Annotated in this window: 15 protein-coding genes; 6 read left to right on the forward strand and 9 right to left on the reverse strand. The window is 68.6% G+C overall.

Annotated features, from left to right (window positions below):
• Positions 1-24 precede the first annotated feature (24 nt).
• Positions 25-1,371 (reverse strand): bifunctional tetrahydrofolate synthase/dihydrofolate synthase, encoded by a 1,347-nt coding sequence (gene folC / locus VLG41_RS18270; RefSeq protein WP_325350816.1) that lies wholly within the window; start codon positions 1,369-1,371, stop codon positions 25-27.
• A 55-nt stretch (positions 1,372-1,426) separates the two neighbouring features.
• Between folC and VLG41_RS18275 the strand changes: the two genes are divergently transcribed.
• The 3 genes from VLG41_RS18275 to argG all read left to right on the forward strand — a co-directional run bounded on the left by VLG41_RS18275 (position 1,427) and on the right by argG (position 3,523).
• Positions 1,427-1,774 (forward strand): ArsC family reductase, encoded by a 348-nt coding sequence (locus VLG41_RS18275; RefSeq protein ID WP_325350817.1) that lies wholly within the window; start codon positions 1,427-1,429, stop codon positions 1,772-1,774.
• A gap of 74 nt (positions 1,775-1,848) precedes the next feature.
• Complete coding sequence (locus tag VLG41_RS18280; RefSeq protein WP_325350818.1) at positions 1,849-2,166, forward strand: pyrimidine/purine nucleoside phosphorylase; 318 nt, start codon at positions 1,849-1,851, stop codon at positions 2,164-2,166.
• 25 nt (positions 2,167-2,191) lie between these two features.
• Positions 2,192-3,523: an argininosuccinate synthase gene (argG, locus tag VLG41_RS18285; protein WP_325350819.1), complete on the forward strand. Its 1,332-nt coding sequence runs from the start codon at positions 2,192-2,194 to the stop codon at positions 3,521-3,523.
• Positions 3,524-3,601: 78 nt separating this feature from the next.
• Here argG and VLG41_RS18290 read toward each other — a convergent pair whose 3' ends face one another.
• Genes VLG41_RS18290 through murB form a run of 3 tightly spaced genes read right to left on the reverse strand, consistent with a single transcriptional unit; the run spans position 3,602 to position 5,589 of the window.
• Entirely contained in the window at positions 3,602-4,147 is a 546-nt protein-coding gene (locus VLG41_RS18290; RefSeq protein ID WP_325350820.1) for a DUF4256 domain-containing protein, read from the reverse strand.
• A gap of 14 nt (positions 4,148-4,161) precedes the next feature.
• The gene (locus VLG41_RS18295; RefSeq protein WP_325350821.1) at positions 4,162-4,512 is read right to left on the reverse strand and encodes a DUF2200 domain-containing protein; all 351 of its coding nucleotides are present in this window, start codon (positions 4,510-4,512) and stop codon (positions 4,162-4,164) included.
• 24 nt (positions 4,513-4,536) lie between these two features.
• Positions 4,537-5,589, reverse strand: a complete 1,053-nt coding sequence (gene murB / locus VLG41_RS18300; RefSeq protein ID WP_414652512.1) for a UDP-N-acetylmuramate dehydrogenase — start codon at positions 5,587-5,589, stop codon at positions 4,537-4,539.
• A 33-nt stretch (positions 5,590-5,622) separates the two neighbouring features.
• On the opposite strand from murB, the gene VLG41_RS18305 reads away from it, so the two are divergent.
• Both VLG41_RS18305 and VLG41_RS18310 read left to right on the forward strand, forming a co-directional pair.
• Positions 5,623-6,108 carry a YajQ family cyclic di-GMP-binding protein gene (locus tag VLG41_RS18305; RefSeq protein ID WP_070398916.1) on the forward strand — a complete coding sequence of 162 codons (486 nt, stop codon included), beginning with the start codon at positions 5,623-5,625 and terminating at the stop codon, positions 6,106-6,108.
• A gap of 2 nt (positions 6,109-6,110) precedes the next feature.
• Positions 6,111-6,758, forward strand: coding sequence for a retropepsin-like aspartic protease (locus VLG41_RS18310; RefSeq protein ID WP_325350822.1), 648 nt, complete (start codon positions 6,111-6,113; stop codon positions 6,756-6,758).
• Positions 6,759-6,762: 4 nt separating this feature from the next.
• Here VLG41_RS18310 and VLG41_RS18315 read toward each other — a convergent pair whose 3' ends face one another.
• The 4 genes from VLG41_RS18315 to VLG41_RS18330 all read right to left on the reverse strand — a co-directional run bounded on the left by VLG41_RS18315 (position 6,763) and on the right by VLG41_RS18330 (position 9,436).
• Positions 6,763-7,119, reverse strand: coding sequence for a RidA family protein (locus VLG41_RS18315; protein WP_325350823.1), 357 nt, complete (start codon positions 7,117-7,119; stop codon positions 6,763-6,765).
• A complete protein-coding gene (gene plsY / locus VLG41_RS18320; RefSeq protein ID WP_325350824.1) occupies positions 7,116-7,745 on the reverse strand; it encodes a glycerol-3-phosphate 1-O-acyltransferase PlsY in 630 nt (209 codons plus the stop codon). Before plsY ends, VLG41_RS18315 begins: the two co-directional genes overlap by 4 nt.
• Before the next feature lie 47 nt (positions 7,746-7,792).
• A complete protein-coding gene (locus VLG41_RS18325) occupies positions 7,793-8,284 on the reverse strand; it encodes an aminoacyl-tRNA deacylase (RefSeq protein ID WP_325350825.1) in 492 nt (163 codons plus the stop codon).
• A gap of 99 nt (positions 8,285-8,383) precedes the next feature.
• Positions 8,384-9,436, reverse strand: a complete 1,053-nt coding sequence (locus VLG41_RS18330) for an aldo/keto reductase (protein WP_325350826.1) — start codon at positions 9,434-9,436, stop codon at positions 8,384-8,386.
• Between the two features lie 131 nt (positions 9,437-9,567).
• On the opposite strand from VLG41_RS18330, the gene VLG41_RS18335 reads away from it, so the two are divergent.
• Positions 9,568-10,251, forward strand: coding sequence for an OmpA family protein (locus VLG41_RS18335; RefSeq protein WP_325350827.1), 684 nt, complete (start codon positions 9,568-9,570; stop codon positions 10,249-10,251).
• A 51-nt stretch (positions 10,252-10,302) separates the two neighbouring features.
• On the opposite strand, the gene VLG41_RS18340 is transcribed toward VLG41_RS18335, so the two are convergent.
• Positions 10,303-11,757, reverse strand: coding sequence for a gamma-aminobutyraldehyde dehydrogenase (locus VLG41_RS18340; RefSeq protein ID WP_414652513.1), 1,455 nt, complete (start codon positions 11,755-11,757; stop codon positions 10,303-10,305).
• Positions 11,758-11,779 lie beyond the last annotated feature (22 nt).

Here is an 11,779-nt window from a genome sequence, read left to right on the forward strand (position 1 = left end):
CGCGAGGGCCTGGGTCGGCACGGTTCAGGCGGCGAGGTGCGGGGCCGCGAGTTTCGGCAATCCGTCCTGCAGCACACCACCGACGGTGTAGAACGAGCCAAAGACGACGATTCTATCAGCGGGGTCCACCGCGCCCAGGGCCGCGGCCAATGCCTCACGCGGGCTGGCGTGGGTACTGGTCTCTCGTGGAATGGCACCCGGCAGGGCCTCCACCAGGGGCCGCAGATCCGCGGCCCGGCTCGCGCGCGGCAGGGGCAGGTCGGTGAGGTACCAGCGGTCGATCAGCGGGGCGATGCGGGCGAGCATGGTGTTCAGGTCCTTGTCGGCCATGGCGCCGAACACCGCGTGCGTGCGCGGGTAGAAGCCCATGGCGTCCAGGTTGACGGCGAGCGCGGCCACCGAGTGCGGGTTGTGCGCCACGTCCAGCACCAGCGTGGGCCGCCCGGGCACGATCTGGAAACGCCCGGGCAACTCCACCAGCACGAAGCCGGTGCGCACGGCCTGGGCCGTAACGGGCAGGCGAGCGCGCAGGGTTTCGATGGCGGCGAGCACGCCGGCCGCGTTGAGCAGTTGGTTGGCGCCCCGCAGCGCCGGGTAGGCCAGGCCGCTGTAGCGCCGCCCGCCGCGCGAAGGGTGCGTGGCCCAACCCCACTGCTGCTGGTCGCCCGCGACGTGGAAGTCGGCGCCCACGCGCCAGAGGTCGGCGTCGATCTCGCGGGCGTGGTCGATCACGCTCTGCGGCACCGCCGGGTCGCTCACCACCACGGGGCGCCCGGTGCGCATGATGCCGGCCTTCTCGCGCCCGATGCTCTCGCGATCGGGGCCCAGCAGGGCCATGTGGTCGAGGTCGATGCTGGTGATGACAGCGCAGTCGGCGTCGAGGATGTTGACCGCGTCGAGCCGGCCGCCCAGGCCGACCTCGAGAATGGCCACGTCCACCGCCGCGCGTGCGATGACGCGCAGGATGGCCAGCGTGGTGAACTCGAAGTAGGTCAGGCTCACCTCGGGCTCGCCGCCCTGCCCGCGCCGCGCCACGTCCACCTCGGCCATGGCGGGCACCAGATCCTCGGCCGACACCACCTCGCCCGCGATGCGGCAGCGCTCCTCGAAGTGCACCAGGTGCGGCGAGGTGTACACGCCCGTGCGGTAGCCGGACTGCGTGTAGATGGACTCCAGCATGGCGCAGGTGCTGCCCTTGCCGTTGGTGCCGGCCACGGTGATCACCGGGCAGTTCAGTTGCAGGCCCATGCGCCGCGCCACGGTCTGCACGCGCTCCAGGCCCATGTCGATGGCCTGCGGGTGCAGGCGCTCGGCGTGGGCGAGCCAGTCGGCCAGCGTCACGGGATGGTCGGGAACGGGAATCTCAAGCATCCCGCGATTGTCCCACCCGCCTCCTGGCCCGACGGGGCTGACGGACAATCCGGCCATGATCACGCTGCATGGCATTCCCAACTGCGACACGGTGAAGAAAGCGCGCGCCTGGCTGGACGCCAACGGCCGCGAGCACCGCTTCCACGACTTCAAGAAGCAGGGCGTGCCCGAGGCCGAGCTGGACGCCTGGCTGGCCAGCGCCGGCTGGGAAACCCTGGTGAACCGCAAGGGCACCACCTGGCGCCAGCTCGACGACGCCACGCGCGCCGCCGTGGTGGACGCCGCCAGTGCGCGCCGCCTGCTGCTGGCGCAGCCCAGCCTGATCAAGCGGCCCGTGGTGCGCTGGAGCGACGGCGCTCTCACCGTCGGCTTCGACGCCGCCGACTGGGCCGGCCGGCGCTGAGCCACCCCCACCCCGCCCGCCCCGGGGCCGCGACCTAAAATCGCGGCTTTGCCTTCATCACGCCCCTCAGCACCATGAGCACCACCCAGATCAGCGGCGTCACCGTCGCCACCCAGGCCAACGTCTACTTCGACGGCAAATGCGTGAGCCACAGCCTCACCCTGGCCGACGGCACGAAACAATCGGTGGGCGTGGTCCTGCCGGCCGAGCTGACGTTCAAGACCGGCGCGGCCGAGATCATGGAATGCGTGGCCGGCGGCTGCGAATACCGCCTCGCGGGCAGCACCGAATGGAAGCGATCGGGCCCCGGCGAGCGCTTTTCCGTCCCCGCCAACAGCAGCTTCGACATCCGCGTGAGCGAGGCCTACCACTACATCTGCCACTTCGGCTGATCCCGCCACCCTCAGGACACCCGACATGGCCACCATCCTGCAACACCTGCCCACGCAACAGAAGGTCGGCATCGCCTTCTCCGGCGGCCTGGACACCAGCGCCGCCCTGCTGTGGATGAAGAAAAAGGGCGCCCTGCCCTACGCCTACACCGCCAACCTCGGCCAGCCCGACGAGGACGATTACGACGCCATCCCGCGCAAGGCCATGGCCTACGGCGCCGAGAAAGCCCGCCTGATCGACTGCCGCCTGCAACTGGCGCACGAGGGCATCGCCGCGCTGCAAAGCGGCGCCTTCCATATCAGCACCGCCGGCATCACCTACTTCAACACCACGCCGCTGGGCCGCGCCGTCACCGGCACCATGCTGGTGGCCGCCATGAAGGAAGACGACGTTCACATCTGGGGCGACGGTTCCACCTTCAAGGGCAACGACATCGAGCGCTTCTACCGCTACGGCCTGCTCACCAACCCGAGCCTGAAGATCTACAAGCCCTGGCTCGACCAGAGCTTCATCGACGAACTCGGCGGCCGCAAGGAGATGAGCGAGTTCCTCATCGCCAACGGCTTCGACTACAAGATGTCGGTCGAGAAGGCCTACAGCACCGACAGCAACATGCTCGGCGCCACGCACGAGGCCAAGGACCTGGAGCACCTGAACTCGGGCATCCGCATCGTCAACCCCATCATGGGCGTGCCCTTCTGGCGCGAAGACTGCGCGGTCAAGGCCGAAGAGGTGACGGTGCGCTTCGAGGACGGCCAGCCCGTGGCCCTCAACGGCCAGAGCTTCGCCAGCCCGGTGGATCTCATCATGAAAGCCAATGAGATCGGCGGTCGCCACGGCCTGGGCATGAGCGACCAGATCGAGAACCGCATCATCGAGGCCAAGAGCCGCGGCATCTACGAGGCCCCGGGCCTGGCGCTGCTGTTCATCGCCTACGAGCGCCTGGTCACCGGCATCCACAACGAAGACACCATCGAGCAGTACCGCATCAACGGCCTGAAGCTCGGCCGCCTGCTCTACCAGGGCCGCTGGTTCGACCCGCAGGCCATCATGCTGCGCGAATCCGCCCAGCGCTGGGTGGCGCGCGCCATCACGGGCGAGGTCACCATCGAGCTGCGCCGCGGCAACGACTACTCGATCCTCAACACCGACAGCCCCAACCTGAGCTACGCGCCCGAGCGGCTGTCCATGGAGAAGGTGGAAGACGCGCCCTTCACGCCGCTGGACCGCATCGGTCAGCTCACCATGCGCAACCTCGACATCACCGACACGCGCGCCAAGCTGGGTGTGTACACGCGCAGCGGCCTGCTCAAGGGCGGCGACGGCGTGGACATGCTCAAGCTGGGCAAGGACTGAGGCGCCCCTTCGCTTCCGGTCGAAGGGCCTGCCGGATGGCAGGCCCTTTTGCATGGCGCCCACAAGCCGGGGCAGCCATCAGACCCGCAGCAGACCGCGAAAGCCCCGGGCGGCGTAGTAGGACTGCACGCCGTTGTGGTACGTGAACACCCGGCCATAGCGTCGGTCGCCGAACAGCGCCCCGCCGAGCGCGCGCACCTCCTGCGGCGTCGCGATCCAGCTGGAGGTCTTCAGGTCGAACTCGCCCAGCGCCTGCAGAAGGCGGTACTGCGCCTCATCGAGCATCTCGATGCCCATCTCGGCCGCCATCTCCATGGCACTGCCCTGCGGCTTGTTCTCCTTGCGCGCGTCCAGGGCCTCGCGGTCGTAGCACAGGCTGCGGCGGCCGGTGGGCGTTTCGGCCGCGCAATCGCAGAACACGATCTTGTCGGAAGCCTTGTCGTGGCCGATCACGTCTGGCTCGCCGCCCGATGCCTCCATCTGGCGCAAGGACTCCAGGGCCTCGGGGCTCTTCTCCAGACGGGCCTGCACATCGTCCCAGGCCACGCCCTTGTGGCGGTTGCGGTGCTTGTCGAAGCGGGACTTCAAGGTCTGCAGCAGTTGGTCGCGCTCGGTCGTCTTCATGATGGTGTCACCCTTCATTGCCTCAGGATTTTTTCCATGGCCTTGCCCTTGGCCAGCTCATCGATCAGCTTGTCCAGGTAGCGGATCTTGCGCATCAGCGGGTCCTCGACCTCCTCCACCCGCACCCCGCAGACCACGCCCTTGATGAGCGCTGCATTCGGGTGCAGGCACGGGGCCTCGGCAAAGAAAGTCTCCAGGTCGTTGTCCCCGTCGATCTGCCGGCGCAGACCCGCGGCGTCGTATCCCGTCAGCCAGCGGATGATCTGGTCCACCTCTTCCCTGGTGCGCTGTTTGCGCTCCGCCTTCTGCACGTACAGGGCGTGAATCTTCGCGAAGCGGTACGAGAACACCGGGTGTCGGCCCATCGTCATGTCTCCCCTGAAGCGCACTCAGATCACCACCGGCTCCGGCTCCAGCCGGATGCCAAAACGCTCGTACACGCTGGTCTGGATCGCCTTCGCCAGCGTGACCACCTCGCCGCCCGTGGCGCCGCCACGGTTCACCAGCACCAGGGCCTGCTTGTCGTATACGCCCGCGTTGCCCACGCCGCGCCCCTTCCAGCCGCAGGCGTCGATCAGCCAGCCCGCGGCCAGTTTCACCGTGCCATCGGGCATGGGGTAGTGCACCACTTTCGGCTCGCGGGCGATGATGTCCGCGCACTGGTCCGGCGTCACCGTGGGGTTCTTGAAGAAGCTGCCCGCATTACCGATCACGGTCGGATCCGGCAGCTTGGCGCGGCGGATGGCGCAGATCCAGTCGAAGAGCGTCTGCGCATCGGGGCGGGTGTTGCCCGTCTCGGCGATCCTGCGCTCCAGGTCGGCATAGCCCAGCACCGGCGCCCAGGCCTTGGGCAGCCAGAAACGCACGCGCGTGATCAGCGCCCGGCCCGCCAGGCCGAAGTCGCGCGCGTCGGTGGGCAGGTGCTTGAACACCGAGTCGCGGTAGCCGAAGCCGCATTGCGCGGCGTCCAGCGTGAAACGCTCGCCCGTGCGCAGGTCGATGGCGTCGAGCGAGTGGAAACGGTCCTGCAACTCCACGCCGTACGCACCGATGTTCTGCACCGGCGAGGCGCCCACGGTGCCCGGGATCAGCGCCAGGTTCTCCAGCCCCGGCCAGCCCTGCGCCAGCGTCCATTGCACGAAGGCGTGCCAGTTCTCGCCAGCGCCGGCCTCCACCAGCCAGCCCTTGGGCGTTTCCTCGATCAGGCGACGGCCGGGGATCTCCACCTTGAGCACCAAAGGCCTCACATCGCCCGTGATCACGAGATTGCTGCCCCCGCCCAACACGAAGGGTGGCGCCTCGCGCGTGTGCTGCGCCCAGTCGTCGGACGCCCGCAGCGTGGCCAGGTCGGCCTCGTCGCGGATGCGCGCGAGACGGTGCGCCTTGGCCACGATGCCAAAGCTGTTGTAGGCCTGTAGCGGTACCTGCTTCTCGACTATCATGGCCGCGATTTTCTCACCCACTGCTCCCTCGCCATGCCCTCGTTCGACACCGTCCTCGAAGCCGATCTCGTTGAAGTCAAGAATGCCGTCGATCAGGTCGCGCGCGAGATCGGCACGCGCTTCGATTTCAAGGGCACCAGCGCCGCGATCGAACTGAAGGACAAGGAGATCACCCTGACGGGCGACGCCGACTTCCAGCTTCAGCAGATCGAGGACGTGCTGCGCAACAAGCTCGCCAAGCGCAATGTCGACGTGCGCTTCCTCGACATGGGCAAGGTCGAGAAGATGGGCGGCGACAAGGTCAAGCAGGTGGCCAAGGTGCGCAACGGCATTGCCACCGAAGACGGCAAGAAGATCCAGCAGGCCATCAAGGCCAGCAAGCTCAAGGTGCAGGCCGCCATCCAGGGCGACGCCGTGCGCGTGACCGGCGCCAAGCGCGACGACCTGCAGGCCACCATGGCCATCATCAAGAACGAGATGAAGGACCTCCCCCTGTCCTTCAACAATTTCCGCGACTGAGCATGCGGCGCGAGCTCGTCGCGGCGGTGCTGTGCAGCGCGGTCGCCATGGGCTTCGCGCAATCGGTGTCGCTCTCGGGCGTGTCGGGCAGCAAGGCCCTGGTCGTCATCGACGGCGGTGCGCCGCGCTTCATGGCGGCGGGTCAGGCGCATCAGGGCGTGCGCCTGGTGTCGGTGCAGGGCGATGCCGCGGTCATCGACATCGGCGGCAAACGCCAGACCCTGCGCTTGGGCGAGGCGCCCGTTCATCTGGGTGGCGCGGCGACCGAGGCGTCAGGCGGCCAACAGCGCGTGGTGCTCACGGCCGATGGCAGTGGCCATTTCATGCCCCAGGGCCAGATCAACGGCCGCGCGGTGCAGTTCATGGTGGACACCGGCGCCACGCAAGTCATCCTCGGCGAGTCCGAGGCCAAACGCATCAACCTCGACTACCAGCGCGGCCAGCGCGTGAACGTGCAGACCGCCAATGGCAGCGCCATCGGCTACCGGCTCACACTCGATTCCGTGCGCGTGGGCGACGCGCAGGTGCGCGCGGTGGGCGCCATCGTCCTGCCGCAACCCATGCCCTACGTGCTGCTGGGCAACAGCTTCCTCTCACGCTTCCAGATGCAGCGCAACAACGACCAGATGACGCTGGAGAAGCGTTACTGATGCATCAGGCCTGCGCGGCCGTCACCACGATCTCGATGCGGTACGCCGGGTTGGCCAGCGCGGCCTGCACCGTGGCGCGCGGCGGCGCCGCGCCGGGCACCACCCAGGCGTCCCACACCTCGTTCATCGCGGCGATGTCGCGGATGTCGGTGAGGTAGATCTCGGCGCGCAGGATGCGCGACTTGTCGCTGCCGCACTCCTGCAGGCGCTGCGCCACCTGCTGCAGCACGTCCTCGGTCTGGCCGCGGATGTCGGTGTCGCCGCGCTCGGGCACCATGCCCGCCAGGAACACGGTGCCGTTGAACACGGCGGCTTCGCTGTAGCGCGCGGCCATGCCGACGCGGGTGATGTCCTGGCTCATTGTTTCTTCGCTCCGAGCTTGCTTTCCTTGCCGGCCAACAGGCGGTTGATGTTCTCGGCGTGGCGCCACACCAGCAGCACCGCCATCACGGCCAGGCTCAGCACCATCACGCCCGGCGCCTCCCAGGCCACGCCACCGCCCAGCAGGTAGTAGGCCGGCGCGAACACCGCCGTGACGATGGACGCCAGCGAGGAGTATCGGAAGAAGAAGGCGATGATGACCCAGGTGAGCAGCGAGGCCAGCCCCAGCCAGGGGTTGAAGCCCAGGATGACGCCGGCCGCCGTGGCCACGCCCTTGCCCCCCTGGAACTTGAAGAACACCGGGAACAGGTGGCCCAGGAACGCCGCCAGGCCCACCAGCGCCACCGTGCCCGCGCCCAGGCCGAAGGGCTCGCCCCAGTGCATCACCACGAACACCGGCAGCCAGCCTTTCACGGCGTCCAGCAACAGCGTGACGATGGCCGCCGACTTGCTGCCCGAGCGCAGCACGTTGGTGGCGCCGGGGTTCTTGCTGCCGTAGGTGCGCGGGTCGGACAAGCCCATCAGGCGGCTCACGATCACCGCAAAGGACAGCGATCCGATCAGGTAGGCGGCCACGGTGGCCAACGCGGGATAGAGCGCTTGCAAGGGCATCTCCTCGGTCATTTCTTTTGGGGGCGCGCGGGGCGCGCGCGTCATTCTGCCAGCGCGCACTGCACCGGTTTCGCGCCGAGCGGGCCTCTCAGCACCGCCGGCTCGACGCCCACGAGGAAGCCGCGCCGCCCGCCGTTGATCCAGATGCGCGGCAGTTCGAGCACCGTGGCTTCCACGTAGACCGGCATGGCGCGTTTGAGCCCGAACGGCGAGGTGCCGCCCACGAGGTAGCCGCTGTGGCGGTTGGCCACTTCGGGCTTGCAGGGCTCCACCGATTTCGCGCCGATCTGGCGCGCCAGGTTCTTGGTGGACACGGTGCGGTTGCCGTGCATGAGCACGGCCAGCGGCTTGGCGGACTCGTCCTGCATGATCAGCGTCTTGACCACCGCGAAGGGGTCCAAGCCCAGCACCTGCGCGCTGTGCTGCGCACCGCCGTGCTCCAGGTACTCGTAGGGATGCTCGGTGTACGGCACCCCATGCGCCTTGAGCCAGGCCGTCGCTGGCGTCTCGGAAATGTGTCGAGGTTTGGGCATGCCAGGCCTTGTCCAGGGATGCCGCGGAACCGGCTTTGCCGGGCCGCTGGCATCGCCCCCTTGAGGGGGTCGCGCGAAGCGCGGCGGGGGTGTACTTTGTTATTGCGCGGGGTCGCGCGACTCCCAGCGGATCTTGTCGATGGCCGCCAGCAGCTCGGGCGTGAGCGCGGTGCCCCAGGCGTCCAGGCATTCGTCGAGTTGGGCCACCGTGGTCACACCGATGATGGTGCTGGCCACACGCCAGTTGCGGTAGCAGAAGGCCAGCGCCAGCTGCGAGGGCGTGAGGCCGTGCTCGCGCGCCAGCGCGTTGTAGCGCTTCGCGGTGGCCAGCGCCTCGGGCCGGCCCCAGCGCTGCTTGCGCATGCTCTCGAAGATCGCCAGCCGGCCGTGCTCGCCCACCAGGCCGGTGCTGTCGTACTTGCCCGTCAGCAGGCCGAAGCCCAGCGGCGAATAGGCCAGCAGCGACACGCCGAGGCGGTGGCTGGTTTCGTCCAGGCCGTTCTCGTGGCTGCGGTTGATCAGGCAGTACGGGTTCTGCACCGTGGCCACGCGCGGCAGGCCGTGCTGCTCGGCCAGGCGCACGAACTCGTGCACGCCGTACGGCGTTTCGTTGGACAGGCCGATGGCGCGCACCTTGCCCGCCTTCACCAGCTCGGCCATGGCCTCCAGCTGTTCGTGGATGGACGCGCAGGGCTTGTCCTTGGCCGGGTCGAACACCAGCGCGCCGAAGGCCGGCAGGTTGCGCGCGGGCCAATGGATCTGGTAGAGGTCAATCACGTCCGTTTGCAGGCGGCGCAGGCTGCCCTCGCAGGCCTTCACGATCTCGGCCTTGCTCAGGCCCGCGTTGTCGCCGCGGATCCAGGGCATGCCGCGCGACGGCCCCGCCACCTTGGTGGCCAGCACCAGTTTCTGGCGCTGGCCAGGGCGCCGGGCGAACCAGTTGCCGATGATGGTTTCGGTGGACCCGCAGGTCTCGGCGCGCGCGGGCACCGAGTACATCTCGGCCGCGTCGAGGAAGTCCACGCCGCGCTCGACGGCGCGGTCGAGGATGCGGTGCGCGGTGGCTTCATCGACCTGCTCGCCGAAGGTCATGGTGCCGAGGCAGATGGGGGTGACGTGAAGGGGGCTCTGACCGAGTGAAACGGGTTTCATGCAAGGATTTGTAAATTCAGAAGAGTCCTACGGAGGCGGTATCCGGGCAGGGGTATAAGTTTAGGCGCTGGGCTACTACCCGCGTCGCCGCACGCTGCGGCGACCTTCCGATCAACAAGAGGAGTCTCATCATGTCCAACACCGTTTCCCGATTCACCCGTGGCTTCACCGTTCTCGCGGCGGCCGCAGCGGTGGCCCTCACCGGCTGCGCCAACATGAGCGAAACGCAGCGCGACAGCGCCAAGGGTGCCGGCATCGGCGCCGCCGCCGGTGTCGTGCTGGGCGGCCTCACGGGCGGCTCCAAGGGTGCGGCGCAGGGCGCCGTGCTGGGCGCGGGCGCGGGTGCGCTGGGCGGCTACATCTGGTCCACGCGCATGCAGGAGCAGAAGAAGCAGATGGAAGCGGCGACGGCGGGCACGGGCATCGGCGTGAGCCAGACGGCCGACAACCGCCTCAAGCTCGAGGTGCCGGCCGACGCGGGCTTCGCCACCGGCCGCTCGCAGCTCAGCCCCACCCTGGTGGGCGTGCTGAGCCAGTTCAGCACCACGCTGCAGCAGAACCAGGCCACGCAAGTGACCATCATCGGCCACACCGACAGCACGGGCAGCGACGCCGTCAACAACCCGCTGTCCTTCGACCGCGCCAACGCCACGCGCGACTACCTGGTGGGGCGCGGCGTCTCCTCCACGCGCATCACCACCGACGGCCGCGGCTCCCGCGAGCCCATCGCCGACAACGGCACGGCCCAGGGCCGCGCCATGAACCGCCGCGTGGAGATCTACGTGGCCGAGCCAGCCAACACGGCGGCGCGCTGACCGACTCCTGCTGTCACCTCCTTCAAGCCCGGCGACGCGCCGGGCTTTTTTTCACAGCTTCGCCATCACATGCCGCGCCACGGTGTAGTCCTCCAGCGCGTACATCGACATGTCCTTGCCGTAGCCGCTGTGTTTCAGGCCGCCGTGCGGCATCTCGTTGACCAGCATGAAGTGGGTGTTGATCCAGGTGCAGCCGTACTGCAGCTTGCGCGCCACCTTCAGAGCGCGGCCCACGTCCTGCGTCCACACCGATGAGGCCAGGCCGTAGTCCGAGTCGTTGGCCCAGGTGATGGCCTCGTCCGGGTCGGAGAAGCGCGTCACCGACACCACCGGACCGAAGACCTCGCGCCGCACGATCTCGTCGTCCTGGCGCGCGCCGGCGATCACGGTGGGCTCGTAGAAGAAGCCACCACCCGATCGCATCTTGCCGCCGGCCGTGATCTCCATGTGCCCCACCATCTGCGCGCGCTCCACGAAGCTGGCCACGCGGTCGCGCTGGCGGTCGCTGATCAGCGGGCCCAGCTCCACGCCCGCCTCGTCCTGCGTGCCCATCCGGATGGTCTTCACCGCGCTGCTGAGGTCCGCCACCAGGCGGTCGTAGACCTTGCTGCCCGCGTACAGGCGGCAGGCGGCCGTGCAGTCCTGCCCGGCGTTGTAGTAGCCGAAGGTGCGGATGCCCTCCACCACCGCATCGATGTCGGCGTCGTCGAACACGATCACCGGCGCCTTGCCACCGAGTTCCAGGTGCGTGCGCTTGAGCGTGCCCGTGGCGGCCTGCAGGATCTTGCGGCCCGTGGCCACGTCGCCGGTGAGCGAGACCATGCGCACCAGCGGGTGCTCCACCAGCGGCTGGCCCACGCTGGCGCCGCGCCCGCAGACCACGTTGAACACGCCCTTGGGCAGGATGTCGGCCACCACACGCGCCAGCAACAGGCTGCTCAGCGGCGTCTGCTCGCTGGGTTTCAACACCACCGTGTTGCCGGCCGCCAGCGCGGGCGCGATCTTCCAGGCCGCCATCATCAGCGGGTAGTTCCACGGCGCGATGGAGCCCACCACGCCGATCGGGTCGCGCCGGATCATGCTGGTGTGGCCGGCCAGGTACTCGCCCGCCAGCGGTCCGTGCATGTTGCGCGCCGCACCCGCGAAGTAGCGGAAGCAGTCGGCGATGGCCGGGATCTCGTCCTCCAAGGCGCGCGGGTAGGGCTTGCCGCAGTTGAGCGACTCGATGCGCGCGAAGGCCTCGGCCTGGGCTTCGACGGCGTCGGCCATCTTCAGCAGCGCGCGCGAGCGTTCCTGCGGCGTGCTGTCGCCCCAACTGTCGAAGGCGCGGTTGGCCGCCAGCACGGCGCGGTGGATCTGCTCGTACGAGGCCTCGGGCACCTCGGCCAGCAGCTCGCCGGTGGCGGGGTTGAGCACCTTCTCGGCCTCGCCCTCGCCGCGCACGAACTGGCCGTCAATGAACAGCTCGGTGTGCAGGCTGCTCGCGAAATCGGGGGTCTTTCCCATGGTGGTCTCCGTGTGCGTTCGG

It is taken from the genome of Hydrogenophaga sp. (assembly GCF_035481345.1).
GTDB lineage: Bacteria > Pseudomonadota > Gammaproteobacteria > Burkholderiales > Burkholderiaceae_C > Hydrogenophaga.